Annotated in this window: 19 protein-coding genes; 9 read left to right on the top strand and 10 right to left on the bottom strand. The window is 66.8% G+C overall.

All coding sequences use genetic code 11. The features are described 5' to 3' along the window. Positions 1 to 112: 112 nt before the first annotated feature. A complete protein-coding gene (locus C8J46_RS17070; protein WP_243643469.1) occupies positions 113 to 796 on the bottom strand; it encodes an NAD(P)H-dependent oxidoreductase in 684 nt (227 codons plus the stop codon). 317 nt (positions 797 to 1,113) lie between these two features. Here C8J46_RS17070 and rpsU point away from each other — a divergent pair, with 317 nt between their 5' ends. Continuing rightward, the gene (rpsU, locus tag C8J46_RS17065; protein WP_132741706.1) at positions 1,114 to 1,314 is read left to right on the top strand and encodes a 30S ribosomal protein S21; all 201 of its coding nucleotides are present in this window, start codon (positions 1,114 to 1,116) and stop codon (positions 1,312 to 1,314) included. A gap of 65 nt (positions 1,315 to 1,379) precedes the next feature. Here rpsU and C8J46_RS17060 read toward each other — a convergent pair whose 3' ends face one another. Then, positions 1,380 to 2,306 (bottom strand): L-lactate dehydrogenase, encoded by a 927-nt coding sequence (locus C8J46_RS17060; protein WP_132741621.1) that lies wholly within the window; start codon positions 2,304 to 2,306, stop codon positions 1,380 to 1,382. A gap of 251 nt (positions 2,307 to 2,557) precedes the next feature. On the opposite strand from C8J46_RS17060, the gene C8J46_RS17055 reads away from it, so the two are divergent. Then, positions 2,558 to 2,923 (top strand): DUF4440 domain-containing protein, encoded by a 366-nt coding sequence (locus C8J46_RS17055; protein ID WP_132741704.1) that lies wholly within the window; start codon positions 2,558 to 2,560, stop codon positions 2,921 to 2,923. A gap of 29 nt (positions 2,924 to 2,952) precedes the next feature. Here the strand turns inward: C8J46_RS17055 and C8J46_RS17050 are convergent, their stop codons facing one another. The 5 genes from C8J46_RS17050 to C8J46_RS17030 are packed head-to-tail and all read right to left on the bottom strand — an operon-like array spanning position 2,953 to position 10,729. Further along, the gene (locus C8J46_RS17050) at positions 2,953 to 4,446 is read right to left on the bottom strand and encodes a mannitol dehydrogenase family protein (RefSeq protein WP_132741619.1); all 1,494 of its coding nucleotides are present in this window, start codon (positions 4,444 to 4,446) and stop codon (positions 2,953 to 2,955) included. Next, the gene (uxaC, locus tag C8J46_RS17045; protein ID WP_132741617.1) at positions 4,443 to 5,855 is read right to left on the bottom strand and encodes a glucuronate isomerase; all 1,413 of its coding nucleotides are present in this window, start codon (positions 5,853 to 5,855) and stop codon (positions 4,443 to 4,445) included. Before uxaC ends, C8J46_RS17050 begins: the two co-directional genes overlap by 4 nt. Then, the gene (locus C8J46_RS17040; RefSeq protein WP_243643473.1) at positions 5,852 to 7,141 is read right to left on the bottom strand and encodes an MFS transporter; all 1,290 of its coding nucleotides are present in this window, start codon (positions 7,139 to 7,141) and stop codon (positions 5,852 to 5,854) included. Before C8J46_RS17040 ends, uxaC begins: the two co-directional genes overlap by 4 nt. After that, on the bottom strand, positions 7,135 to 8,346 hold the full coding sequence (manD, locus tag C8J46_RS17035) for a D-mannonate dehydratase ManD (RefSeq protein WP_132741615.1): 1,212 nt from the start codon (positions 8,344 to 8,346) through the stop codon (positions 7,135 to 7,137). The genes C8J46_RS17040 and manD overlap by 7 nt, the downstream gene beginning before the upstream one ends. A 10-nt stretch (positions 8,347 to 8,356) precedes the next feature. Next, the gene (locus C8J46_RS17030) at positions 8,357 to 10,729 is read right to left on the bottom strand and encodes a glycoside hydrolase family 3 N-terminal domain-containing protein (RefSeq protein ID WP_132741700.1); all 2,373 of its coding nucleotides are present in this window, start codon (positions 10,727 to 10,729) and stop codon (positions 8,357 to 8,359) included. A gap of 151 nt (positions 10,730 to 10,880) precedes the next feature. Here C8J46_RS17030 and C8J46_RS17025 point away from each other — a divergent pair, with 151 nt between their 5' ends. The 4 genes from C8J46_RS17025 to C8J46_RS17010 all read left to right on the top strand — a co-directional run bounded on the left by C8J46_RS17025 (position 10,881) and on the right by C8J46_RS17010 (position 16,640). Then, on the top strand, positions 10,881 to 13,004 hold the full coding sequence (locus tag C8J46_RS17025) for an alpha-glucuronidase family glycosyl hydrolase (RefSeq protein WP_132741613.1): 2,124 nt from the start codon (positions 10,881 to 10,883) through the stop codon (positions 13,002 to 13,004). A 46-nt stretch (positions 13,005 to 13,050) separates the two neighbouring features. After that, on the top strand, positions 13,051 to 14,064 hold the full coding sequence (locus C8J46_RS17020; RefSeq protein ID WP_347812386.1) for a sugar kinase: 1,014 nt from the start codon (positions 13,051 to 13,053) through the stop codon (positions 14,062 to 14,064). Positions 14,065 to 14,181: 117 nt separating this feature from the next. Continuing rightward, positions 14,182 to 15,393, top strand: coding sequence for an endo-1,4-beta-xylanase (locus tag C8J46_RS17015; RefSeq protein WP_243643468.1), 1,212 nt, complete (start codon positions 14,182 to 14,184; stop codon positions 15,391 to 15,393). Further along, complete coding sequence (locus tag C8J46_RS17010) at positions 15,390 to 16,640, top strand: SGNH/GDSL hydrolase family protein (RefSeq protein WP_132741611.1); 1,251 nt, start codon at positions 15,390 to 15,392, stop codon at positions 16,638 to 16,640. Before C8J46_RS17015 ends, C8J46_RS17010 begins: the two co-directional genes overlap by 4 nt. Here the strand turns inward: C8J46_RS17010 and C8J46_RS17005 are convergent, their stop codons facing one another. Then, positions 16,641 to 19,649 carry a glycosyl hydrolase family 28-related protein gene (locus C8J46_RS17005; RefSeq protein ID WP_207894209.1) on the bottom strand — a complete coding sequence of 1,003 codons (3,009 nt, stop codon included), beginning with the start codon at positions 19,647 to 19,649 and terminating at the stop codon, positions 16,641 to 16,643. It lies immediately after the preceding gene. A gap of 148 nt (positions 19,650 to 19,797) precedes the next feature. Next, positions 19,798 to 20,067, bottom strand: coding sequence for a LuxR C-terminal-related transcriptional regulator (locus C8J46_RS17000; protein ID WP_243643467.1), 270 nt, complete (start codon positions 20,065 to 20,067; stop codon positions 19,798 to 19,800). 293 nt (positions 20,068 to 20,360) lie between these two features. Here C8J46_RS17000 and C8J46_RS16995 point away from each other — a divergent pair, with 293 nt between their 5' ends. After that, a complete protein-coding gene (locus C8J46_RS16995; RefSeq protein ID WP_132741609.1) occupies positions 20,361 to 21,719 on the top strand; it encodes a gluconate:H+ symporter in 1,359 nt (452 codons plus the stop codon). Between the two features lie 43 nt (positions 21,720 to 21,762). Beyond that, positions 21,763 to 22,440, top strand: a complete 678-nt coding sequence (locus tag C8J46_RS16990; protein ID WP_132741607.1) for an FCD domain-containing protein — start codon at positions 21,763 to 21,765, stop codon at positions 22,438 to 22,440. A gap of 32 nt (positions 22,441 to 22,472) precedes the next feature. On the opposite strand, the gene C8J46_RS16985 is transcribed toward C8J46_RS16990, so the two are convergent. Continuing rightward, the gene (locus C8J46_RS16985; protein WP_132741605.1) at positions 22,473 to 23,000 is read right to left on the bottom strand and encodes a gluconokinase; all 528 of its coding nucleotides are present in this window, start codon (positions 22,998 to 23,000) and stop codon (positions 22,473 to 22,475) included. Between the two features lie 269 nt (positions 23,001 to 23,269). On the opposite strand from C8J46_RS16985, the gene C8J46_RS16980 reads away from it, so the two are divergent. Further along, positions 23,270 to 26,314 carry a glycosyl hydrolase family 28-related protein gene (locus C8J46_RS16980; RefSeq protein WP_132741690.1) on the top strand — a complete coding sequence of 1,015 codons (3,045 nt, stop codon included), beginning with the start codon at positions 23,270 to 23,272 and terminating at the stop codon, positions 26,312 to 26,314. Positions 26,315 to 26,449 lie beyond the last annotated feature (135 nt).

The following is a 26,449-nucleotide window of genomic DNA, read 5'->3' as shown; positions in this document are numbered from 1 at the left end:
CGACGCTCCTTTTTTACCATCGGACACGTCGAGCCGCTGATCGCGATCGGCGTGGATATGACGCCGGCGTGCATCACGCGGGTCATGCGGTTTCCTTCGAAATACGCCATGGTCAGCGCGCCATCTGCGCGACGAGACCGGGGTCGGACAGCAGAGCCTCGTCGCCGAACGCGACTTGCGCACAGGTGCGACGCGCCTGTGCCGAAACCTCTTCGAGATACCCGCGGGCAAGGTGCGGGCTCAGACCCGGCACGATATGCGCGAACCGCCGATGCTCCTGCGACCGCATTCCGAAGGCATGGACGATATACTGGTCGAAAACGCTGTTCAGCCCTTGCCCCTGGCCCTGTTCGTCGAGCCAGATCTTGCTGGCCGCCGATGTCGAAAAGCTCAGCAGGCGCCTGCCGCCCAGCAAGCTGGTCCGCGCCCGGCCTTGCAGCGCGTCGGGGTGCACGCCCGCGCCGAACACCCGTTCGACATACCCCTTGAGCATCGCCGGCGGCGTGCCGAACCAGATCGGGTAGATCAGCACGAACACGTCGCAGCCCTCGATAGCCGCGATCTCGTCGAGCACGTCCTGGCGGTAGGTCGCGATACGATCCGTCGGTCGCTCTGCCGCCGTCAGCACCGGATCGAAGCCCATCGCATACAGGTCGCGGAGCACGACCCCCTGCCCCGTCGCGCGGACCGCGTCGCGGTAGGTATGCGCGATCGCATGATTGAAACTCGACGGATCGGGATGGCACACGATCACCGCGTGCCTGCGGTCGGTTGGCATTCGTTCGTCGACGATCATCGCAACGTCCTTGCAGAAAAGCTTTCCGCGCGCCGTCCGCCCCGCAGCAGCGGATGGCTTCGACGTCGGGGGTCCCGCATGGCCTATCGATTCACCGCCAGCCCGGTGACCCTCGGGAACTACGCAGGGCGCGGCGTTTATCCCCGGCATCCCGCCCTGGAACGCGACCAGTATCGGGCATCGGCTCAAGCTGGATCGTGCCGCATTGTAGCGATCAGCGCATGGCTATGCATTTCCGGGCTTGGCTTATACTCGTCGGCGCCATAAAGCGGCGGCGACTCACCATTGCGCCACTGCGCGCCGAAAGCCTTTCTACCATGCAGATCATCGTTCGCGACAACAACGTCGACCAGGCCCTCCGCGCTTTGAAGAAGAAGTTGCAGCGCGAGGGCGTCTATCGTGAAATGAAGTTGCGCCGGCATTACGAAAAGCCGTCTGAGAAGCGTGCGCGTGAACACGCTGCCGCCGTCAGCCGCACACGCAAGGCAGACCGCAAGCGCGCCGAGCGCGACAACTAAGTCACGCCGACGGCGCGACGTCTATTTGAGATAGCGCCGGCAGGGTCGCGTCGATCGACGCGGCCCTATTTGCATTCGGATAGCGTGCGGCGCAGCGCGTCGGCCGACGCATGCAGCGCGGCCGTCTCCTCGGTCGTCAAGTCGGGCGTCAGGATACGCATGATCCCGGCCGCGCCGACGAGGCATGGCAAGCTCAGATACAGGTCTGAAATCCCGAACTGACCATCGAGCTTGGCCGACACCGGCAGTATGATATGTTCGTCACGCTGGATCGCCTCGCAGATCCGGACGATCGCGGTCGCGACGCCGAACGATGTGTGTCCCTTGCCGTGACTGATGGTATAGCCGGCACGCACCACCTCGTGCGCGACCGAAGCCCGATCGAACGCTGCCCCATCCAGATACGCGTCGAGATCCAGGCCGCCGATTCGAACGCTGGAATAGGCCATGACTTCGCTGTCGCCATGTTCGCCCAGAACCAGGCCTTCGACCGCGCCGGGAGCGATCGCGAGTTGGTCCGCCACGCGCTTCCTGAAACGATTGCTGTCGAGCAGCGTGCCTGTGCCGATCACCCGCGCCGCCGGCAATCCGGAGGTCGCCTGCGCCACCTGCGCCATGGCGTCGGCGGGATTGGATGCGACGACCAGAATGCCCTCGAACCCCGCCGCCATCGCCGCGTCGACGCACGTGCGTACGATCACCGCGCTTTTGCCGGCAACCGACGTCCGGGCCTCTCCATCGGCCGTCGCGGCTCCGGCGGTGATCACGAGGATGCTTGCGTCCCTGGCATCGGCATAGTCGCCCGCCCAGATCCGCGCCGGCCGCGCGATCGCGTTGGCGTCGGCAATGTCGGTCGCTTCGGCGGTTGCGCGATCGCTATCGGTATCGATCAGCACGATCTCGGCGAACAACCCGCGGAGCATCAGCGCATAGGCGGTCGTAGCGCCAACGTTACCGGCACCGACGATAGCGATACGGGATGAAACAGGCATTGGTGAACTCCACATTCGGGGCGCCGCGCAGACTCTCGGCGCAGATTATCGGAGCAAACTATCAGCGGCGACACGCTGGTCTTGCCTGCGCCAACCATCGATCGAATGACATGGACGCATAGGCGCGTTCTCGATCGGGCGAATATCGCCGATCCGCAGCGCCGCTTTCGCTAAAGACGTCACGTTATCATCAGCTTCGCGGAACGTTTTGGAGTCCCTGGCGCTCCCCTATCAGCAAAGGAGACGCAATGATGGACGACACCAGGATCTGGGAATTCGAGGAGAGCCTGTGGACCGGCGACGCGGCCCATTATCACGCGTTGATCGACGACGAGTGCGTCATGGTCTTGCCGGAACAGCCGTTCGTCCTCACCGGCGCGCAGGCGATCGAGGCCGTCGCCGATACACCGCGGTGGTCGAGCGTGACATTCAGCGAACAACAGATCATGCGCCCGCAGGAGGGACTGATCGCGATCGCCTACAAGGCCGAAGCCCGCCGTGAGGGCGCCGACGGCTATACCGCCTATTGCACCACGACGATGCGCCGGCTTGAGCATGAGGAATGGCGCGTGGTGCAGCATCAGCAGACGCCCGCACTCAAGGCATCCGTCGCCTGACAGCCGCGTCAGGATCCGGACGGTCTAGGTCAGGGCGAGGTGATTTCCTCGCCCTTTCCACGCGGAGCGAGGCTGCCAAGAACCGCTTCGATCGCCGATATTGCGCCCGAGTTTTCGAGGTTTGCCAGGTTTGCCACGATCGCGTTCCGTAAATTCCGGTCGGGCCTGAACGACAGCAAAGCCAGCAGCGCATCGACCCGCTCCTGGGTCGTCGTCGCGTCGCGAACCGCTTTTCCGAGCCGATCACCGATCGGATCGTCGATCGTGAAGCCCTCCCCCGTATCCGTAACGCCCGACTGCCACCGCATCCAGGCCGCGACGGCCAGCGCCAGGGCGTCGACCGATAACCCGACTGCACGACGGTCCGCGATTGGCGCGAGCAGCCGTTGTGGCAGCTTCTGCGAGCCATCCATCGCGATCTGGCGGGTGCGATGCTGGAGGGCAGGGTTGGCGAAGCGCGCCATCAACGCCGCCCGGTATTGCACGACATCGAGCGCGGCGGGGGGATCGAGCGTCGTGGCGCTCTCGTCCCACAGCGCTTCGACGAACGCGCGCGCCGCGGGCCGCGCGACGACCTCGTGGACGAAGTCGAAACCGGCGAGCCCGCCGAGATAGGCGATCGCCGAATGCGCGCCGTTGAGCAGCCGCAGCTTGGCATCCTCCCACGGCGCCACCGCGTCGGTAAGTTGGACGCCGAACGCCGCCAGATCGGGCCGTTCGCCGGCGAAGCGATCCTCGATCACCCACTGGGTGAACGGCTCCGCCTTCACCATCGCGTGGTCCTCGACCCCCAGCGTCCCGGCCAGCGCGGCGATATCGGCAGGCGTGGTCGCGGGCACGATCCGGTCGACCATCGTCTGCGGGAACGTCACGGTGGCAGCGATCCAGTCGCGCAGGTCCGCATCGTGCGCCGCCGCCATCGCCAGCACCGCGTCGCGCAACAGCGTGCCGTTGTGCGGCAGATTGTCGCACGAGAGGATCGTCAGCGGGCCGGTGCCCGCCGCATGGCGCGCCGCGAGCCCGGCGACGAAGAACCCGGGTGCGGTCCGCGGCGCGTCGAGCGAGGCCAGATCGTGCGCGACATCGGCATCGCCGGCCTGCAATTTGCCCGTCGCGCGGTCGAGCTTGTAGCCTTTTTCGGTGATCGTCAGCGTCACGATATGCGTGTGCGCCGACGCCAGCGCGGCAACCACCGCGGCCGGATCCTCCGGCGCAACGAGCAAGTCCATGACCGCGCCGATGACCTGCAAGCGCTCCCCTTCGCCGTCACGGACGACGAGCGTGTAGAGACCATCCTGCGGCGCCAGCTGGTCGCGGACGCCCGCGGATCGCAGCGATACGCCGGTGATGCCCCAGCGCAGATCGCCGGCTGCCAGCGCTTGCTCGAACACCGCCGCCTGATGCGCGCGGTGGAATGCGCCAATGCCGAGATGCACCACGCCGCGCTTGACGCGCGACCGGTCGTAGGTCGGACGTGCAACGGCGGCGGGCAACCGGTCAAACGTGGCGGTAGACAGCCTCACAGCCGGTACGCCTGTTTGACGAGATCATAAGCGAGCGCGCGGGCGACCTCATGCGCTTCGTCCTCTTCGAGCCGGTGTTCGGCGACCAGTTTGGCAAGGAACGCGCAGTCCATCCTGCGCGCAACGTCGTGCCGCGCGGGGATCGAGAGGAAGGCGCGGGTGTCGTCGTTGAAGCCGACCGTGTTGTAGAAGCCGGCGGTCTCCGTTGCGCGTTCGCGGAAGCGGCGCATACCCTCGGGACTATCGTGGAACCACCAGGGCGGCCCAAGCCGCAACGACGGGTAGTGGCCGGCGAGCGGGGCGAGTTCGCGGGAGTAGGTATCCTCGTCGAGCGTGAACAGGATCAGCGTCAGCGCCGGGTCGTTGCCGAACCGGTCGAGCAGTGGTTTCAGCGCGCGGACGAACTCGCCGGGCAGCGGGATGTCGCCACCCTTGTCGCGGCCGAAACGCGCGAGCACCGAGGCGTTGTGGCTACGCGATACGGCAGGGTGCAACTGCATCACCATGCCGTCCTCGACCGACATCGCCGCCATCTCGGTCAGCATCTGTGCGCGGAAGAGTTCGGACTCCGCGGCGGTCGGCTGCGCCATGACGCGGGCGTAGAGCGCCTCGGCTTCGGCGGGTGTCAGATCCGCGGTCGCCGCCGACGGGTGGCCGTGATCGGTCGAGGTGGCCCCGGCATCGCGGAAGCGCGCGCGGTGGAAACGGTGCGCGGCAAGATAGCCCGCATAGCTGCCGACATCTTCGTTAGCGGTCTCGCCGAAGCGGCGGACGTTGGCGGCGAAGCCCGGCGTCTCCGGATCGACGACGGGATCGGGGCGATAGGCGGTGACGACGCGGCCGTTCCAGTCGCTCGCGCGGATCGCGGCATGGTGCTCGAGCGGGTCGAGCGGGCTTTCGGTCGTCGCGATCAGCTCGATACCAAACCGGTCGAACAGCGCGCGCGGGCGGAAGGCTGGCGTCTTCAGCGCGGCGTCGATCGTGTCGTAATACAGGTCGGCGGTCGCGGGTTCGAGGCGGACGTCGATCCCGAATGCCTCGGCGAACACCCAGTCGAGCCACATCCGCGACGGCGTGCCGCGGAACAGGTAGTAATTCTCCGCGAAGATCTTCCAGATCGCGCGTGGATCGGTTTCGGTTGGGCTGCCATCCACCGTTGGTACGCCGAGTGCGTCGAGCGGCACGCCCTGGCTGTAGAGCATGCGAAACACATAGTGATCGGGGACGATCAGCAGCGAGGCGGGGTCGCTGAACGCCTCGTTCCGCGCGAACCATGCCGGATCGGTATGGCCGTGCGGGCTGACGATCGGCAGGTCCTTCACGCCCGCATGCAGCGCGCGGGCGATGTCGCGAGTGCGGCCTTCGCTGGGGAACAGGCGGTCGGGGTGGAGGCGTAGCGGATGGGTCATGCGAGGCGTTCCGGATCGACGGGAGTATAGTGCGGTACGAGCAGGTGGATAACCAGCAACGCGACGAGATAGGCGCAGCCGGCGACCGCGAAGATCGGCCCATAGCTGCCGACGCCCGCCAGGATCGTGCCCGCGAACTTGGCCATCAGCATGCCGCCGCATGCGCCCGCCAGCCCGCCGAGACCGATCACCGATCCGCCCATGCCGCGTGGGAACAGGTCGCCGGGGATCGCGTACACGTTGGCGGAAAAGCCCTGGTGGCATGCGCAGGCCAAGCCGATCGCCGCGACCGCCCACCAGAGTCCCGGTGCCTGCGCGGCAAAAATGATCGGCAATGCGAACAGCGCGCACGCGAACAACGCCGTTTTCCGCGCGCGGTTAGGGGTCGCCCCCTTCGCCAACAGCCGCGACGAGAACCAGCCGCCCGCGACCGATCCGACATCGGCGAGCACATACACCGCCACCAGCGGCGGCCCGAAATCGAGCATCTTCACGCCGTATTGCCGGTTGAAGAAATCGGGCAGCCAGAACAGGAAAGTCCACCACACCGGATCGATCAGGAACCGGCCGAGCATATACGCCCAGGTCTGCCGCAACCGCAGCAGCGTGCGCCAGCGGACCGGCTTGGCCGCGGGGACGGGATCGGCCTCGATCCACGCCAGTTCCTCAGGCGTGACGCGCGGGTGCTTGCGCGGCGAACGGTAGAAGGCGAGCCAGGCGACCAGCCAGATCACTGTTAGCGCGCCGGTCGCGATAAACGCCATCCGCCAGCCAAACGTCACCGCGATCACCGGCACGATCAACGGCGTGAGGATCGCCCCGACGTTCGAGCCCGCGTTGAAGATGCCGATCGCCAGCGCACGCTCGCGTTGCGGGAACCATTCGTTGGCCGCGGCGAGTGCGGCCGGGAACGCCCCAGCCTCGCCGATCGCGAGGGGGATACGCGCGAAGATCATCATGCCGGCGCTAGTGAACAGCGCATGCGCGACATGACCGATCGTCCACAGCGTCACCGCGACCGCATAGCCGATCTTGGCGCCGACCCGGTCGACGAACCGCCCGAACAGGACATAGGCAATGCCGTACGCCGCCTGGAACGCGATCGCGAGATCGGCATAGCCCTGTTCGCTCCAGTTGTAGCGCGCCTGAAGTTCGGGTTTGAGCACCGGCAACACGAGCCGGTCGATATAGCTGAGCGCGACCGCGGCGAACAAAAGCGCGCAGACGATCCACCGCACTTTCCCGCGCGGTTTCTCGGCTGCCGGGGTGGCGATAGCGTTCACCAGTTGCACAGCGTGCCATCCTCGAGACGCGCGACCGGAAGATAGGCGCGCTTATAGTCGTAGGTCGCGGCAAGATCCTCGTCGATGTCGACGCCCAGCCCCGGCGCCTCGCCCGGATGCATCATGCCGTCGTCGAAGCTGTACGCATGCGGGAAGACCGCATCGGTCTCATCGGTGTGCGGCATATGCTCCTGCACGCCGAAATTAGGCACCGACAGCCCGAAATGCAGCGCCGCCGCCATCGCTACCGGCGACAGATCGGTCGCACCGTGGCACCCGGTACGGATCTGATACAGGTCGGCAAACGAGGCGATCCGGCGCAGGTGCGTGAGGCCGCCCGCATGGACGACGGTCGCGCGGATATAATCGATCAGCTGGTTCTGGATCAGGTCCTTGGCGTCCCAGATCGAATTGAACACCTCGCCCACCGCGATCGGTGTCGTCGTGTGGTGGCGGATAAGCTTGAACGCCTCCTGGTTCTCGGCCGGCGTCGGGTCCTCGATCCAGAAAAGGTTGTAAGGCTCGAGCGCCTTGCCCAGCCGGCCCGCCTCGATCGGCGTCAGGCGGTGGTGAATATCGTGCAGCAGGTGCACGTCCCAGCCCATCGCCTCGCGCGCGGCCTTGAACAGTTCGGGGACGACGCGGAGATATTTCTCGGTCGACCACACGCTCTCACTCGGCAGGTCGGCATCCGCGGGTTCGTAGCGCGCGCCGTGCTTGGCGACGCCGTAGGTCGAGGCGAGCCCCGGTACGCCGCATTGCAGCCGGATCGCCTTGTAGCCCTTCGCCTGCTCGGCCTTGGCAACCGCGATCGTGTCCTCGATCGTCGTGCCGTTGGCGTGCGCATAGACCATGCACGCATCGCGCGCCGCCCCGCCGAGCAACTGGTACACCGGCATCCCCGCAAGCTTGCCCTTGATGTCCCAGAGCGCGGTATCGACCGCAGCGATCGCCGCCATCGTCACCGGGCCGCGCCGCCAGTACGCGCCCTTGTAGAGATACTGCCAGACATCCTCGATCCGGTGTGCGTCGCGGCCGATCAGGCACGGCACGACGTGATCGGTCAGGTAGCTCGCGACGCTCAACTCGCGGCCGTTGAGCGTGGCGTCGCCGAGCCCGGTGGTGCCGTCGTCGCATTCGATCTTCAGCGTGACGAAATTGCGCCCCGGACAGGTGACGATGACGCGGGCGGAAACGATCTTGGGCATCGCGGATCCTTCAGGCGATTTCGAGGATGGCGGATTTCAACTGTGCCGAACTCGGGCCGGCCATGACCGTGAACAGGCCGGGCTCGACGACCTCGCGCATGTCGACGTCCCACAGCGCGAACGCGTCGGGGCCAAGCGTGAAGCGCAACGTCCGCCGCTCGCCGGGCGCCAGCGTCACGCGCTCGAACCCCTTCAGCTCCATCACCGGCCGGGCGACCGACGACACCTGGTCGCGGACGTACACCTGGACGACCTCGTCGCCAGCACGTTGCCCGATATTGGCGACGTCGACCTCGACCCCGACGCTGCCGGCGATACCGATCTTTGCCGCCAACAACCGCGGTGCGCTGATGTCGAAGCGCGTGTAGCTGAGCCCGTGCCCGAACGGGAACAGCGGCGCCGTCTCTGCGAACAGATAGCCGCGCTGCGTCGACGGCTTGCGGTTGTAATAGAACGGCACCTGCCCGACTTCGCGGACCACGGTGACGGGCAACTTGGCGCCCGGATTGATCCGCCCGAACAGCGCCTCGGCCATCGCGGTGCCGCCCTCCTGCCCCGGATACCAGCATTCGAGCACGGCGTTCGCCTTCGCGATCACGTTCGGCCAGCTCGGCGGACGGCCGTTGATCGCGGCGATCACGATCGGCTTGTCCAGCGCATGCAATGCGTCGAACAGCGCGTTCTGCTCGCCCAACAGATCGAGCGTGGTGCGGTCGCCCAGGTGATTCGCCGAGAACCCCTCGCGACTGGTCTGCTCGGTATCGCCGATCGCCAGAATGATCGTGTCCGCCCCGCGCGCGACCTCGACCGCCTCGGCGATCAGCGCGCGGTTCTTGGCGGGGTCGGCGAGCAGCACCTCGTCCTGCGACCGGTCCTCGCTCTGCGTGATGAACACCCCCTGCGCATGGACAATTGTCGCGCCGCCGCCGACCAGCGCGCGCACGCCATCGAGCAGCGACACCGTCTGGCGTGGCGGCGCGGAATAGCCGCCGAGCCGCGCGATCGCCGCATTCGGGCCGATCACGGCGATCCTGCCCTTTGGCGCGAGTGGCAGCGTGCCGTCGTTGGTCAAAAGGCACATCGATTTGCGCGCGGCCTCCAGCGCGACGCCGCGTGCTTCCGCGTTACCGGTCAGGCGAGCGGCGGCGCGTGGATCGACCGCCGAGTCCTCGAACAGCCCAGCACGAAACTTCAACGCCAACATCCGCGCGCACGCCGCGTCGACCTGCGCGATCGGCACCGTCCCCGCACGCACCTGCGCGGGCAATGTCCGGAACGCCATCCCGTCCGGCAGCGCGCTATCGACGCCCGCCGCCAACGCAAGCCGCGCCGCCCCGCTCAAGTCGCGCGCGACGTGGTGGATCGTGTCGAGTTCCTCGATCGCGCCGTAATCGCTGACGATCGCGCCCGAAAAGCCCCATTCGCCGCGCAGCACGTCGCCGAGCAACCAGTGGTTCGCATGGCTCGGCACGCCGTCGATCTCGTTGTACGACGGCATCACAGCGCCGATCCCGGTCCGCGTGACGACCGCGCGGAACGGCGGGAAGAAGCTCTCGCGCAGTTCGCGCTCGCCGATCGGTGCGGGGCCGATATTGTTGCCCGCCTGGGGCTGGCCGTGGCCGGTCATGTGCTTCAGCGTCGCGAAGACCTTGCCGGGGGCGAGCGTCGTGCTGTCGCCCTGCAGGCCCTCGACCGCGGCGACGCCCATTTCGCCGCACAGATACGGGTCCTCGCCGAACGTCTCCTCGATCCGGCCCCAGCGCGGATCGCGGGCGATATCGACGACCGGCGACAGCGAGAGGTGGCTGCCGTGCGCGCGCACCTCGCGTCCGATGATCACTTGCGCGCGCCGCATCAGGTCACGGTCGAAGCTGCCTGCCATACCGATCGCCTGCGGGAACATCGTCGCGTCGGGCGCCATATAGCCGTGCAGCGATTCCTCGTGGAAGATCACCGGGATGCCGAGCCGCGTGCCGCGCGCCCAGCGCTGGACCGCGTTGACGAACGCGATCGTCGATGCCGAGCCGCGGAATCGTGCACCGGTGCCGCCTGCCACCGCCGCCACCGATGGCCCGCCGCGCAAATCCGACGGCCGCGTCACCTGCCCGAAGCCCGCCGGATACGCCGCGGTCGCCCGCGCAGGATCGAACGTCAGTCCGCCAGCGGTCATCACCTCCGCCTTGGTCGCCCATAGCGAAATGGTCTGGCCAACTTTCTCCTCGAGCGTCATCCGCGCCATCAGATCGCGGACCCGAAGGTCGACTGGCGCGCGCGCATCACGGTAGATCGGGGGCGCCGCCGCGGCCTGCGCGACACCGGGCACGAGCCCCATGATCGAAACCGAGCCGAGCAACCCGAAAAGGTCGCGCCGTGTCGGCGTCATGGGCGGTACGATCCCTGCTGTCTCCGTATCGGCCACGATTATCTCCTAATATGAAACGCGGCATTGCTGTCGAAGCCGTCGTCGTGATAGCGATAACATGGCTGATCATCCGCGATCCTGTCAATGTAGCGCGGAACGGCGGGAGAGGATTATGACGCAATTCGGCCGATGGATCGGTAAGTTCGCGCTGCTGTTCGGCGCGGTAATTGGTTTGACCGGACCGGCGCAGGCCGAAGACGGTTACGACCTCTGGCTGCGCTATCACGTCCCCGCGGCAGCGCCCACGCGCGGTATCCCGACGATCGAAGCGCGCGGCGATACGCCAACGCTGCGCGTGGCCGCCGAAGAATTGCGCCGCGGCGCGGGCCTGTTCGGGACGAGCACGCCGCCGATCCTGCTGGCCACCGCCAAGGACCGCGACGTCGCGGCGCTCCGCTTGCCCCTGGCCGCGCTCGGCGACGAAGGATACCGGGTCGGCCAAGTCACGCTCGGCAGCCGCCGCGTCCTCCTCGTCACCGCCAACACCGATCGCGGCGTGCTCTACGGCAGCTTCGCGCTGCTGCGGCACCTCCAGACCGGTGGCAGCCTCGACCGCATCGCGCTGACCTCGAGCCCCCGCGTGAAACTGCGCGTGCTCAACCATTGGGACAATCTCGATGGCGTGGTCGAGCGCGGCTATGCCGGCGTGTCGCTGTGGGACTGGTGGACGCTCCCCGATTTCCGCGATCCGCGCTACACCGATTACGCGCGCGCCAACGCATCGATCGGGATCAACGGCACCGTCCTCAACAACGTCAACGCGAAGGCCGACAGCCTGACCGCGCCGTATATCGCGAAGGCGGCGGCGCTTGCCGACGTGTTCCGCCCGTACGGGATCAAGGTGTACCTCTCCGCGCGCTTCTCGGCCCCGATCGAGATCGGTGGCTTGAAGACCGCCGACCCGCTCGACCCGCAGGTCGCGGCGTGGTGGAAGGCGAAGACCGACGAGATCTATCGCAGCATTCCCGATTTCGGCGGTTTCCTGGTCAAGGCCAACAGTGAGGGCCAGCCCGGTCCGCGCGACTATCACCGCAGCCACGCCGACGGCGCCAACATGCTCGCCGCCGCGGTCGCGCCGCATGGCGGGATCGTGATGTGGCGTGCGTTCGTCTATGCCGAGACCGACCCCGACGACCGCGCGAAACAGGCGTACACCGAGTTCAAGCCGCTCGACGGCAAGTTCGCGAGCAACGTCATCGTCCAGGTCAAGAACGGCGCGATCGACTTCCAGCCGCGCGAGCCGTTCCACCCGCTGTTCGGGGCGATGCCGAAGACCCCGCTGATGATCGAATTCCAGATCACCAAGGAGTATCTCGGCTTCGCGACGCACCTCGCCTATCTCGGACCGATGTTCGCCGAGACGCTTGGCAGCAAGACCATGCGGACGCCGGGCGAGACCGTTGCCTATGTCGTCGATGGATCGGTCGAAGGTCATACGCTGACGGGCATGGCCGGTGTTGCGAACATCGGGCGCGACCGCGACTGGGCGGGCTCGACGTTCAACCAGGCGAACTGGTACGCATTCGGGCGGATGGCGTGGGATCCGACGCTTGGCGCCGCACCCGTCGCGCGCGAATGGGCGGCGATGACGTTCGCGCCCTCCCCGAAGATCGTCGATCCGGTGGTCGCGATGATGATGGGATCGCGGGAAGCCGTGGTCGACTACATGACGCCCTTGGGGCTCGCGCATGTCATGGCGACCGGGCATCACTACGGCCCTGCCCCCTGGGTCGCGGACCTCAAGCGCCCCGAATGGAACCCGGTCTATTACCACCGCGCCGACAAGGCCGGGATCGGTTTCGACCGGACCAGGACGGGTAGCAACGCGGTCGCGCAATATGCTCCTGCCCTCGCCCGCACGCTCGCCGACCCGGCGACCACGCCGGAGCGCGAGCTGCTGTGGTTCCACCATGTCGCGTGGGATCGGCGGATGGCGTCGGGTCGGACATTATGGGCGGAGATGGTCCATGATTATGATTCCGGCGTCGGCTATGTCGGCGACATGCAGCGGCAATGGGATGCCTTGAAACCATCGATCGACGCCGAGCGCTGGGCGAAGACCGCGACCTATCTCGCGGTCCAGCAGCGTGAGGCCAGATGGTGGCGCGACGCGAGCCTTGCCTATTGGATGTCGGTCAACGGCCTGCCGCTGCCGGCGGGTGCCACGGCGCCTGCGCACGATCTGGCATGGTACAAGGCGCAACGCTTTCCCTATGCCCCCGGCAACCCGCAATGATTCCCCGGCCGCCTGTCCACGCAGCGGCCAAGCAAGAGGCTGATCGATGATGCGCGCCGACGGGCCGATACTGTGTTTCGGTGAACTGCTGCTCAGGCTCTCCCCGCCGGGGCACGGCCCCTTGTTCAGGGAGTCGCGACTGGACGCGAATTTCGGCGGCGCGGAGGCCAATGTCGCCGTCGCGCTCGCGCGTCTTGGCAGGAGCAGCGGCGTCATTTCCGCGGTGCCCGACGATGTCGTTGGCGATGCCGCGATCGATGCGCTCCGCCGGTCCGGCGTCGATGTGTCGCGGATCGCGCGCGGCGACGGACGACTCGGCCTGTATTACCTCGCACCCGGTGCAGGGCTGCGTGCGTCGGCGATCGTCTACGACCGTCAGAACAGCGTGTTCGCGACCAGGGCAGCGACCGCCTATGACTGGCCGGCGCTGCTGGCCGGCGCGGCGCGGCTGCATCTGTCGGGAATCAATCCGGCGATCGGTTCCGCGATGGCGGACATCTGTCTGGCAGCGATGACCGCCGCGCGCGCGATCGGCGTACCGGTGTCGTTCGACGGCAATTACCGCGCGAGCATGTGGGCGAAATGGTGTGCGGACCCCGCCGAGATCCTTCTTCCGCTCATCGATTGCGCCGATCTGTTGTTCGGCAATTACCGCGACATCGCATTGCTGCTGCGGCGTCCGCTCGATGGCAGCACGCCAAAGGGCCGACGGGATGCGGCATTGGCGGCGTTCGACCGGTTCCCAAACCTGCGCCACATCGCATCCATGTCCCGCGAGGTCCGTGACGCCGGATGCAACGTCTTGCGCGCCCGAATCGATACGCCGACCGAGATCATCGAGACCGACGCGATCGAGGTCTCTGGCATCGTCGACCGGATCGGCACCGGGGACGCGTTTGCCGCGGGTGTTCTCGCCGAGCTTGGAGAGGGTGCGGAACTGGCAGCGCAAACCGGGCTGGCGCTGGCGGTCTTGAAACATGCCACCCCGGGCGACCAGAGCGAGACCACCCCGCGCGACCTGGCGACGTTCCGCGAGGGCGGGTTCGACGTCCGGCGTTGATCGACGCGGGCAGCACGTCACCAGAGCCCGGCGTCGAAAATTCCCGATGCCCCCGTTGACAGCATCTCCAAGCGCGCAAATGATATCGCTATCATAATGATAAAATAGGAGAGTTCAGTGGATATCACGCGACGCGACGGGCTGGCGATGTTGGGCGGTCTCGCCGTCGCTGCGGGCACTGCGGGGGGGGCTTTGGCGCAAACTGGGGCCGCGATCCCGTCGCTGGACGGCGGTGTCGCCAGCTTGCAGTCGATCGCTGCGGCCAAGGGGATGCGACTTGGGTCGTGCTTTGCGTGGGGACGCCCCGGCGCGGATCGCGGATCGTTCGCCAACCCCGCTTACGCCGCGCTGCTGACGCGCGATTGCGGGCTGCTGGTGCCGGAGAACGAGATGAAGTGGCAGGCGATCCGACCAAGCGCGACCCGCTTCGACTTCGCCCATATGGATGCGATGATGGCCTGGGCGAAGGCCAACCGGCTGCCGGTGCGCGGTCATAATCTGCTGTGGCATCAGCCGAAATGGATGCCACGCTGGGAAGAGAACCATGATTTCGGCGCGAACCCGGCACAGGCGGCGGAGCGTCTGCTGGTCGAGCATATCACCACAGTCTGCCGCCGCTATGGCACGCAGATTGGCAGCTACGACGTCGTCAACGAAGCGGTGAATCCGGCGGATTCGACGCTGTACCAGACGGCCCTGTCCCGCGCGCTGGGCGGTCCCGAGGCGACGATCGATCTCGCTTTCCACACCGCACGCGCCGCCGCGCCACATGCGCAACTTGTCTATAACGACTATATGAGCTGGGAACCCGGCAACGCCAAACACCGGGCCGGCGTGCTGAATTTGCTCGAGGGATTCAAGCGACGCGGCGTGCCCGTCGACGCGCTTGGGGTGCAGTCTCACCTCGTCACGCAGGGCGCCGATACGCGCGCGGCGATCACCGCGCTTGAGGGCGAATGGCGTCGCTTCCTCGATGCGGTGACCGCGATGGGGTATGGCCTCGTGATCACCGAACTCGACGTTCGCGACAACAATCTGCCGGGCGACATCGCCGCGCGCGATCGCGCGGTGGCGGATTTCACACGCGGGTATCTCGATCTCATGCTGTCCTATCCGTCGGTCCGCGACGTGCTGCTATGGGGCATGTCCGATCGCTACAGCTGGATCGAAGGTTTCGAGCCTCGCCCCGACAAGGCCCGCCGCCGCCCCTGCCCCTATGACGACCGGTTCGTCGCCAAGCCGATGCGTGCGGCGATCGCGGGCGCACTTGCCGCCGCCCCGATGCGAGCGACGTCGAAGACGGTTGCCCGCGAAGGGTCGCGCCGATGAGCCGCTGGGCGATAGCGCTTCTGCCAGCCGCCCTGCTCGCGGCCAGTGCGGGCGCGCGGGATACGGACCACACTGCGCCTGCGCGTCATTGGATCGCGAGTTGGGGCTCGTCGCAGATGATCGCGGACGGCGACAATGCGTTGCCCGCGGATCGCGCACGCGCGGTCACGCTGCGTCAGGTGATCCGGCTGTCGGCAGGGGGCAATCGCCTCCGTGTCCGCCTGTCCAATGCGTTCGGAACGCGGCCGCTCACCATCGCTGCGGGGCACGTCGCGCGCAGTTCGGCGCCTCAGACTGGCGAGATCGTCGGCGGGGTGCGACTGACCTTTGCCGGCCATGCCGATGCCGTCATCCCCGCCGGTGCCGAACTCTATTCGGATCCCGTCGCGATGCCGCTCGCGGCCGGGGCCGATCTCGCCGTCAGCCTGTATCTGCCCGAGGCCGCGGTTCCACAGACCGGCCATCCGGGCGCGCGCGCGATCAGCTTCGCGCTCGCGGGCAATCATGTCGCCGATGCACGCCTGGCAGGCGCTACGCAAACCCCGCATTGGTACGCACTCGCCGATGTCGAAGTAGCGGGTCCGGCGAATGCAGGGACGATCGTCGCGATCGGGGACTCGATCACCGACGGCTATGGCGTCAAGCCAAACCGCAATACGCGGTGGACCGACATTCTCGCCGAACGGTTGCGGCGCACGCCCGCCACCCGCGGTACCGGCGTCGTCAATGCCGGGATCGGCGGCAACCGTATCCTGCTCGACGGGCTGGGTCCCAATCTCATGGCGCGGTTCGACCGCGACGTCATCGCGCGCAACGGCGTGCGCTGGGCGATCCTGCTCGAAGGCGTCAACGATTTGGGCGTACTCACGCGGGAGGCGCCAGCGACACCCGCCCAGCACACCGCGCTCGTGACGCAGATCATCACCGCCTACACCGAACTCGTGACGCGCGCGCATGCGCACGACATCAAGGTGATCGGGGCGACGATCACGCCGTTCGGCGGAAACGACTATTACCACCCGGGACCAGCATCGGAAGCGGATCGTCAGGCCATCAACACGTTCATCCGCACATCCGGCCTGTTCGATGCGGTAATCGATTTCGATCGTGTCATGCGCGACCCGGCGCAACCGGCCAGGCTGGATCCCGCCGTCGATTCAGGCGACCACCTTCACCCATCCGAAGCCGGCTATCGGCGGATGGGCGAGGCGGTCCCGTTGGCCTTGTTCGGTAGCGGGCGGCGCTGATCAGATCGCAACCGCGTACAAGGCGTGATGCGTCAGGATGAAGAGCGTATGATGGTCGTCGCCACCGATGACGAGCTGCAAAGGGCGTTCCGGCGTGTCGATGCGCCGTCGCAACGTGCCGTCGGCGGCGTAGACGAACACCTGGCCGTTGGCGACGTAGAGTTGCCCGGCGGCATCGCGGACCGCGCTTTCGCCACCCCGGTCGGCGACGATCTTGAGGTCGGTGACACGCCCCTGATCGCCGACCAGACCGTCATAGGTCCGGTTTTCCGACGCGTTGGTCAGGACGATTCGCGCGCCGGGAGCGGCGGACACCAGTCCGTACGCATCGAGCGTGTCGGACCAGCGCCACCCCTGGTGGTCGTCGGGTCCCTGGTTCCAGACCCGGAACGCAGGCAGCGCAAGCGATCCATCGGGTGAGCGATATTCCTCGGGCTTGGGCTCTGCCATCTTGGTCGCGAACATGTCCGCCATGGTCGGGAACTGATAGGTCGTGGGATCGATACGGTCTGCGAATTCGCCGTTCGCCCAGACATTGACCGGGAGCAAAGTCGCTGCCCCTTTTCCCCCGGCAGCAGGCGTAGGTGCGATCACCTGAACAGCCGCGGGCTTGGCGGGATCGAGGCTATACACGGTACCGTCGCGCCCTGCCGAGGATAGCACGAGCAGATGCCCCGACCGATCGACCGCGAGATTGACCGGATCGAGCGGCGCGTCGGCGACGATCGAGAGCCCTTCGGCCTTGGTCCAGCCATGGATCCGCTGGAAATGCCGGTCGATGAAATAGAGTTTGCCGTGCGCATCGACGGAGCCGCCGGCGATCGAGTAAAAGCCGTCCGCCAGTTTCTTGACGTCGGTCGACACCGGGATGGCGGAGGCAAGCGCGGCGCTTGTGACCGCAGGCGGCACGTCCAGGCGCGCAAACTCACGTTCGCGCACCTCCTGGCGCCGCGTGATGTCCTTGATCGCGGTCTCGAACGGGTATTTGCTGGCGCGGAGATACGTGCCGCAGCCCTTCGCATCGCAGCTCGCAAACCCGCTTTCGGCGTTCACGTGGACGTTGCGAAACCGGATATCGCCCGAATCATACAACTTTACCGCGGCATCCATCGGCTTGATCGAGCGGGTGACGCGGTAGGCATGGTAATTGGCGAACAGGATGTTGCGCGAATGTCGGATCTCGGTCGAGATCGCATCGACCCCGTCGCGCACCTCCTGCTCGGTTTGCGGCGCGAGGAATTCCCAATTCTCGACATGGTCGAGGACGATTTCCGCGCTGTAATGATGCTCGGCCGACAGCTGGTACACACGTCCCGGCGTCTTGGTGTTCGATACGTGGAAGCCCGAGGACGCGAGAGTGTTGGGCGACCAGATCGCCGCGAACGTCCCGCCGCCGCCATCGGTCACCCAGATGCTCGGCGACTGTCCGTCGAACCGCGCGCGAGGATCGCCAAAGCCGATCGGGCTTCCCTTGGTCAGCGCGGTACCGCCGCCGCCCTGGATCTTCACGTCGTTGACCATCGAAGCGGCGCCGGCGCGCCACAGCAATGCGGACGCGCGCGGATTGACGCCGCCGGTCCACAGGCCAAGTCCGGAGACGATCGCATTGCCGCCCCGGGCGCTCTCGACCAGTGCCTTGGGCGGGCCAACCCCGGCATAGCCCGCCGCCTGATCGACAAGGTAGATGTGAGTGAGGCCTGGATGCAGCGCGATCAAGACGGTATCACTGCGCAACTTCACCGTGTCGGACATACGGTAGCGGCCGGTCGGGAAATACAGCACGCGGTGCGTGTCGATCGCGCGTTGCAGTGCCGCCGTGTCGTCGGTGGTGTCGTCGCCCTTCACGCCCAGATCGCGGACGTTCGCCCAGTCGCGGACCGGCGGCAGCGCACGGATCGCCGGCGTCGCGCGGACCGGAACGCGGGCCAGCGGCGCCATCGTGACGTCGGTCGCATATGCGCCGATCGTGCCGAGCGCCGGCAGCTTCAGCCCGTACGAGAAATCCGCAACCCGGTAGCGTGGCCCGGCTCCCGCGACCGTCTTGCCGCTGTCGCGGAAACGGACGAAGGTCGGCGTATTGACCCCGACGGCATTGTCGAAACCGATTTGCGTGAAGACGCTGTTCTCGGCCGAAACGACGACTCCGGTGCGCGTGACGTTCTCGAACCGGACGTCCTTGCCCCACAACGAGTCGGAATGGCCGCGATCGATCTCGATGCCGACCGGCGTATCGCGGATCGCGACGTTGACGAGCGTCAGGTCGACCTCGTGCTCGCGGATCGCGGCGTCGCGCTGGCCCTGGAATTCGGAGTCGATCAGCGTGAACTGCCACGCGGGCGAGGTCTTCTCCGAGATGATCCCGTAGCGACCGCCGAAGAACCGCAGATCCTCGAATTCATTGCCCGCCTGATAGACCCCGGCAAGCCCGGAGCCGATGTGGAAATCGACGTGGCGCAGATAGCCGTGCTGTGCGACCCGGAAGCGCACCGCGACCGCCCCCGCATTGCCGTCGCCGATCCGAAAATCGATATTCGACAGCGCGGAATAGAAAGTACTCGAGGTCGCATCGAAGATCGCCGGGTCGAACGGCACGCTGGTGGGCGGCGGCACCGGCGCCTTGCCGACCCGGTATTGATCCTCGCCGGTGAAACTCAGCATCGCGGCGACGCCCGATGCATACCCTGCACTATTGTCGGCGAGGACGATCTCGGGACGCGTGGGGCCGATGCCGAAGATCCGGACCGCCGAGCGGACGAAGATCGTCCGACTGATCCGGTACCGCCCCGACGGCACGAACACGATGCCACCCTGGCCGCCGGCTGCGGCCGCATCGATCGCCTGTTGCAGCGCTACGCTGTCATCGGCGCGCCCGTCGCCAACGCCCTTGACCGTTATCGCGCGCGGATCGTCGGGACGGGTGAGATAGACCGAATTCGTCTTCGCGAATGCCGCGACGGGGGACAGCACGGGCAGCAATACCGCACCACTCAGCAGCCATTTCATGGTCATGTCGATCCTATCCCCGATGACGGGCCGTAGTTGCGGATAACGATTTTGCGGTCGCCGGCCCGGTAGCGGGATTGTCCGCTCACAAGTCGAACCCGGTCGCCGGATGCGCGCACGCGCACGCGCGCGCTCGACTTGTGGCGCAGGTCGATCAGGCGGGGTGCAGCACCAGGGTCTGCGCGACGATCGCCACTTGCGTGCGATTGCGCACGTTCAGTTTGCGCATCAACGCGGTCATGTGCGCCTTTACCGTCGCCTCGGCGATCCCGAGATCATAGGCGATCTGCTTGTTGAGCAGTCCCGAATGGACGCCGCGCAGGACCTTGATCTGGGTCGGGGTGAGTTGCGGAGGGCGCGTCGCCAGTGCCGGAGCGGCATTGCCGCGCAGGGATCGGTAATCGTCCCGAACAGTCGCTTCCATGATCATCCTCCACTGTTTCGGCTGTGACGCCGCCGTCTTCTCCCGCAGTCTGACGCCGCGGTAACAAGCTCGTAGTTTTCGATCCGCCGCTCCGCTTTATACAGATTCGGTTGGACAGGTTTATACTATGCTCCGCTGTTCATCGCCGTATCAAGCCTTTTCTGTTGGCAGATCGCAAATACCTGTCCTACAGATCGGGTCTACTCGACAGGTGAACACACCGTCGGATCGCAGGGAAGGATGCCGATGTCGCCACCATGCACGCGTCTCGTAGGACCCAGGGATCTTCGCCGATGATCGGCGGCGACCTGAGGCTGATCATTGCCGCGCTATCGGGAATCCTGCTTGCCGTGGTGATGATCGTCCGCGGACGACTACATCCCTTTATCGGCCTGTTGTGCGGCGCCTTCACGGTCGGTTTGCTGGCGGGGCTGCCGCTGCCGGACGTCGCGAAGGCGGTCCAGAAGGGCGTTGGCGACATCATCGGCGGCACCGGTCTGGTCGTCGCGCTGGGGCTGTCATTAGGGGCAATGCTGCATCTGTCCGGCGCCGCCGCGTCGCTTGCCAAGGGCGCGCTGAACCTGACCGGCACCCGCGCTGCGCCATGGGCGACGCTCGGCATCGCGATCGTCATCGGACTGCCGCTGTTCTTCGAGACCGGGCTGGTCCTGCTACTGCCGATCGTCGTTGCGGCTGCGGAGGAAATGTCCGCGATGACCGCGGGAACCAGCGATGCCGCACGCGATCAGGCCAAGCTGCGGCTGATCATGCCTGCGCTGGCGGGGCTAGGCGTGGTGCATGCGCTGGTGCCACCGCATCCCGGCCCGCTGCTTGCGGTCGAGGCACTCGGCGCGAACCTCGGGCTGACGATGCTCTACGGAATCCTCATCGCGATCCCGACGGCGATCGTCGCCGGACCGTTGCTGGCGAAATTCACCACCCGCGGCGTGCGGCTGGCAACGCCGGTGCTGCGCGACACCGGACTGGCGATCGCCACGCCCTCGCGGCTGCTGTCGCTGGTGATCGTGCTGTTGCCGGTCGTGCTGATCGCAACCGGCGAACTGGGCCAGATGATCCCGACGCTGAAGGGCGCGCCCGGCCTGGTCGCGGCGAGCAATCCGGTCGTCGCGCTGCTCCTGACGAACCTGCTTGCGCTGCCGCTGCTGTTCGGGCGGCGGCTGCGCGAGGCGGCGATCCAGAATGCGGTGTGGCATGAGACGATGGGCGCGGCTGGCGCGATCCTGCTGGCGATCGGCGCCGGTGGTGCGCTGAAACAGGTGCTGGTGACCGCAGGCCTGTCCGATCTGCTCGCGCGGACGGTGATGATGTACGCGATCTCGCCGTTGCTGCTCGGCTGGCTGGTGGCGGTCGCGATCCGGCTCGCCGCGGGCTCGGCGACGGTGGCGACGATCACCGCGGTCGGCATCATGCCCGGCGTCGTCGCCAGCTCGGGGGTATCGCCCGAACTGGTCGTGTTGGCGATCGGCGCAGGGTCGGTATTCTTCAGCCACGTCAACGATCCGGGCTTCTGGCTGGTCAAGAGCTATGTCGGGACCAGTACCGCGGACACGTTCCGCACCTGGTCGCTGCTCGAGACCGCGATCTCGGTGGTCGGCCTCGCGCTGGTGATGGCGCTGAGCTATGTCGTCTGACGATGCCGGGATCAGGGTATATGCCACTGCAGGAAGTGCGGTCGTGACCGAATTACGGCTGGCCGATCGCGCCTATACGGCGATCGTCCGGATCATCACCGACGACAAGCTTGCGGTCGGCGATCGGCTGCCCTCCGAAGCGCAACTCGCCGCCACCTTCGGGATGTCACGGACGATCGTCCGCGAGGCGCTGGCCCGGCTGGCGTCGGACGGAATCACCCAGGCGCGGCGCGGTGCGGGGTCGTACGTCAAGCGCCGCCCTTCCGAACGGCTCGGCACGCACATGCCGATGGATGCGCTGGCGACGACGCTCGGCACCTACGAAGTGCGGTTCGTGCTGGAGGCGGAGGCCGCGCGGCTCGCGGCATCGCGCCGATCGCATCATCAGCTCGAGGCGATCGAACGGGCGCTGGAGGCGTTGCGCAGCGCGTTGCTGTCGAACGCGCCCGCGCATGACGAGGACTGGGTGCTCCACCGCGCGATCGTCGAGGCGACCGCCAACGCCGCGTTCCTGCTGGTGTTCGACCATCTCCACGAGGAGGTGATGCGGATCCTGCGTGCCGGCGTCGATATCTCCCGCTCGCGCCCGCCCGAGGTCATCGGAGCGATGATGGACGAGCATGACGCGATCGTCGAGGCGATCCGCGCGGAAGATGCGGACGGCGCCGCGCTCGCGATGCGCTGGCATTTGTCACAGGGGCGCAAGCGGCTGATGCCGTGATGCGGTACCTGTCGGTTCGTTCGGTGCGCAGGTCAGCCGCGCCGTTGCTCCTGCAGGGGCGTCGTGATCCCTAGCCAGGCCAGCACCTCTGTCGCCAGCGCATCCGGCGTCCGGCTCGCATCGAGGATCAGCGCGTTTTCATCCGCTGCCGGCCGCTCGAGCGTAGCGAGTTGGCTGTCTAGCAGGCTTGCCGGCATATAATGTCCAGACCGCGCGGCAAGCCGACGCGCGATCTCCGCGGGCATCGTATCGAGCAGTACGAACGACAGCGGTACGGCAGAGGTCGCGGACAGACGCTCCCGGTAACTGCGTTTCAGGGCGGAACAGGCGGCCACCGCGAGGCCACCCTGCTCGGTCCGAGCCCCCAGCGCCGCGTCGCCGAGCGCAGCCCCGAGGCGGTCGAGCCACGGCCAGCGGTCGGCATCGTCGAGCGGATGCCCCGACTGCATCTTGGCGATGCTTGCCGGCGTGTGAAACATATCGCCTTCGAGCAGCGGACAGTGAAGCCTCTCCGCCAAAGACGCCGCCAGCGTCGATTTACCGCTGCCGCTGACGCCCATGACGACAATGCCCCTGCCAAGAATGGCCCTGCCAAGGCTGTCATGCGGATTTCCGGAAGTATCTCGCTCTGCTTGCACCACGCGCCCTCGTCGACTGTCCCGCTACGACGCTATCGGACGGCGCAACGGGCTTGGCCATTACGACCTTTGTCGCAGTCGTCCTAGCCGACGCGACCGCCTATCGGGCATGATGTGCCGAAACTTCACGCGCACGCCGAAAGGGACCGATGATGACGGCCAGACCTGCGATCATGCCCTTTCCGACACTCATGCCCCTGCCGCGCGTTGCAGCGGCGCTGCTGCTCGCGAGCGTTTCCACAAGCGCCCTCGCCGTGCCGTCGCGATCGGTCTACGCGACCGCCCCTAGCGATCCGCGCGCGATCACCGTCGTCGCCCGCGGCGACGGAGTCACCGATGACGGCCCGGCGATCCAGCGCGCGATCGATGCCGCCGCGGCGACGACCAAGGGCAGCGGCGCCGGCGGCCTCGTCTTCCTTCCCGCCGGGCGTTACCGGATTACCCGCACCCTGTATCTGCGTCCCGGCGTCCGCCTGTTCGGGGTCGGTAAGACGCGTCCGGTGCTCGTGCTGGCCAGCGCGACGCCCGGCTTTCAGCGTGGCGCGGGCAGCATGGTCATGTTCACCGGCAACTTGCCGCCACCGCCGGGCGCGCCCCCCGCCCCACCCGTGGCGGTCCCGCCACCGACCAGCGTTCCGTTCGCGCCCGATATCGCAGATGCGAATTCGGGCACCTTCTATTCGGCGCTGTCCAATATCGACTTCATGATCGGCGACGGCAATCCCGCTGCCACCGCGGTCCGCGCGCATGCGGCACAGCATGCGTTTCTGAGCCATATCGATTTCCACCTCGGCTCGGCGCTCGCGGGGATCTACCAGGTCGGCAATCTCGGCCAGGACCTGCGCTTTTATGGTGGGCGGTACGGGATCCTGACCGAAAAGACCTCCCCCGCCTGGCAGTACACGCTGCTCGACTCGGTCTTCGACGGCCAGCGCGACGCCGGTATCCGCGAACACGAAGCGGGGCTCACTCTGGTCAACACGGTGTTCCGCAACACGCCCGTCGGGATCGACATCGACCGCGGCTATGGCGACTGGCTGTGGGGCAAGGACGTCCGGTTCGATGGCGTGACCAAGGCCGGGATCATCATCAGCAACGAAGGCAGCGCCTATACGCAGATCGGTTTCGACAATGCCGTGGCCAACGCGACACCAGTGTTCGCGCAGTTTCGCGACAGCGGTCGGACATTGGCAGGCTCGACGGCACGATACCGGGTCGGCGAATTCACCGCCGGACTGACCCTGCCCGCACTGGGTACCACGGGGCGTTTTGCGACACGGTTCGATCCGAAGCCGCTGTCCTCGTCTGCGCCGTCGCGCAAACCGGCGATCCGTGCATTGCCGCCGGTCTCGGCCTGGACGAGCGTCAAGGATCTCGGTGCCCGCGGTGACGATGCCAGCGACGATACCGCGGTGCTCCAGCGCTCGATCGATACGCACCGCGTGTTGTATTTCCCCGCCGGCTTCTACCGCGTCACCGATACGCTGAAGCTGCGCGCCGACACTGTCCTGATCGGCCTCCACCCCAGCCTGACGCAGATCGTGCTCGCGGAGGACAGCCCCGCCTATCGCGGCGTCGGTAGCGCCCGTGCCTTGATCGAAAGCGCGAAAGGCGGCGCGGCGATCGTTTCCGGGCTCGGGCTGTCGACCGGTGGACGCAATCCGCGCGCGACCGCCTTGCTATGGCGCGCCGGCGAACAGTCGCTGGTCGACGACGTCAAGTTCGGCGGCGGGCATGGCAGCTTTCGCGCCGACGGCACGCGCTTCGATCCCTACAACGCGACGCATACCGCCGACCTCGATCCGGCCAAGCGCTGGGACGGGCAATATGCGAGCCTGTGGGTGACGGATGGCGGCGGCGGCACGTTCAATGGTGTGTGGACGCCGAACACCTACGCGCAGGCCGGGCTCCACGTCTCGAACACGAGCACGCCGGGCTATGTGTACCAGATGTCGGCCGAGCATCACCGGCGGGCGGAGATCGTCCTCGACGGCGTCCGCAACTGGCAGTTCCTCGCCCCGCAGACCGAGGAGGAAGCCGGTGAAAGCCGCGCCGCGGTCGCGCTGGAGGTGCGCAATTCGCGCGACATCCTGTTCGCCAACCTCCATGCCTACCGCGTGACGCGGTCGCTCGAACCGGCACCCGCGGCGGTGACTGTGTACGGATCGACCGACATTCGTTTCCGCAATGTCCATGTGAATGCCGAAAGCGGCTTCTCGACGTGCGACGCGAACGGCTGCGGGACCTATCTGCGTGCGAGCAAATATCCGTACGAGAATGCGATCGTCGACATCACGCAGGGTCGCGTGATGCGCGAACGTGAGTTTGCCGTGCTCGACGTCACGACCGCACCAATCCCCGCCGCCGCGCCGCCCTTGGCAGACGTCCGCAAGGTTGCGGACGGCTTCTACTCGTTGGGCGGCGGCGCGGTCGTTGCGAAGGGCAAGCTGTACTTCGTCGATCGCCAGTTCCACCGGATCCATGGCTGGTCCGAGACGGAGGGTCTGTCGATCGTCGCGGATGCGCCGCTCGATCCCGTCAATCTCGCGGTGGACCGTTCGGGGGGCTTGCTGGTGCTGTCCTCGGCGGGCCCGGCCGCGACGGTATACGGCCTCCGACCCGAGGCTCCGCAGGCGATCAAGGTCATCACGCCGACGCCGGTCGGGCCCCACGCCAACGCGCGGGTCGTGCTCCCCGGGAGCGTATGGAACAATGGCGAGTTCCGCGATCAATATGACTCGACGCGCGATCACTTCACGACCCTGGCGGAGATGTTTGCGCGCGATGTCGGGGTCGCCAAACCGCTCGAATACGTATCGGCCGATGGCAGTCTGGCCCTGCCCGCCTACCGGGTCTGGCAACAGGGGCCGGCCGATCATCTCGGGTGGCGCTTTTCCGATACGCTCGACACCTACGGGCTGGTCACGGGACGCGTCGGCGAGCGTCTGTACCTGGTCAACGGATCGGAGGATCGAACCTATAGCGGGCTGCTTGGGAGCGGCGGCGCGATCACCGACCTGAGACCGTTCGCCTCGCGTGGCGGCGAAAGCGTCGCGGCAGGGCCGGACGGTCGCGTCTACGTCGCCAATGGTCAGGTCTTCGTCTACGCGGCGGACGGCCGCGAGCAGGGACGGATCGACGTGGCCGACCGCCCACTGCAATTGCTGTTCGGCGGCGAGGACGGCCGCACGCTGTTCATCCTGACGCATCACGCGCTCTATACCGCCCGCCCCTGAGCCCCGCCCTTCCCTCGCGACCCTGTGCTCCGTCGATAGGGCGCGGATTGCGACCTTGGTCGTAGATGCCGCGCCGGTCGCGATGCGGTAGACCCCGGTAGACACGATGGACTGACAAGCCGGATCACCGGCACG

It is taken from the genome of Sphingomonas sp. PP-F2F-A104-K0414, assembly GCF_004340945.1.
Taxonomy (GTDB): Bacteria; Pseudomonadota; Alphaproteobacteria; order Sphingomonadales; family Sphingomonadaceae; genus Sphingomonas.
Note: the sequence above shows the minus strand (reverse complement) of the source record. Positions and strands in the feature narration are given on the sequence as shown.

What these genes read in the sequence shown, in the direction of transcription:
- C8J46_RS17000 (WP_243643467.1), bottom strand. Translation starts at nt 20,067, where the DNA reads ATGGAAGCGACTGTTCGGGACGATTACCGATCCCTGCGCGGCAATGCC.
- rpsU (WP_132741706.1), top strand. Translation starts at nt 1,114, where the DNA reads ATGCAGATCATCGTTCGCGACAACAACGTCGACCAGGCCCTCCGCGCT.
- C8J46_RS17070 (WP_243643469.1), bottom strand. Translation starts at nt 796, where the DNA reads ATGATCGTCGACGAACGAATGCCAACCGACCGCAGGCACGCGGTGATC.
- C8J46_RS17055 (WP_132741704.1), top strand. Translation starts at nt 2,558, where the DNA reads ATGGACGACACCAGGATCTGGGAATTCGAGGAGAGCCTGTGGACCGGC.
- C8J46_RS16995 (WP_132741609.1), top strand. Translation starts at nt 20,361, where the DNA reads ATGATCGGCGGCGACCTGAGGCTGATCATTGCCGCGCTATCGGGAATC.
- C8J46_RS17030 (WP_132741700.1), bottom strand. Translation starts at nt 10,729, where the DNA reads ATGACGCCGACACGGCGCGACCTTTTCGGGTTGCTCGGCTCGGTTTCG.
- C8J46_RS17020 (WP_347812386.1), top strand. Translation starts at nt 13,051, where the DNA reads ATGATGCGCGCCGACGGGCCGATACTGTGTTTCGGTGAACTGCTGCTC.
- C8J46_RS17010 (WP_132741611.1), top strand. Translation starts at nt 15,390, where the DNA reads ATGAGCCGCTGGGCGATAGCGCTTCTGCCAGCCGCCCTGCTCGCGGCC.
- C8J46_RS16985 (WP_132741605.1), bottom strand. Translation starts at nt 23,000, where the DNA reads ATGGGCGTCAGCGGCAGCGGTAAATCGACGCTGGCGGCGTCTTTGGCG.
- C8J46_RS16980 (WP_132741690.1), top strand. Translation starts at nt 23,270, where the DNA reads ATGCCCCTGCCGCGCGTTGCAGCGGCGCTGCTGCTCGCGAGCGTTTCC.
- C8J46_RS17060 (WP_132741621.1), bottom strand. Translation starts at nt 2,306, where the DNA reads ATGCCTGTTTCATCCCGTATCGCTATCGTCGGTGCCGGTAACGTTGGC.
- C8J46_RS17005 (WP_207894209.1), bottom strand. Translation starts at nt 19,649, where the DNA reads ATGACCATGAAATGGCTGCTGAGTGGTGCGGTATTGCTGCCCGTGCTG.
- manD (WP_132741615.1), bottom strand. Translation starts at nt 8,346, where the DNA reads ATGCCCAAGATCGTTTCCGCCCGCGTCATCGTCACCTGTCCGGGGCGC.
- uxaC (WP_132741617.1), bottom strand. Translation starts at nt 5,855, where the DNA reads ATGACCCATCCGCTACGCCTCCACCCCGACCGCCTGTTCCCCAGCGAA.
- C8J46_RS17025 (WP_132741613.1), top strand. Translation starts at nt 10,881, where the DNA reads ATGACGCAATTCGGCCGATGGATCGGTAAGTTCGCGCTGCTGTTCGGC.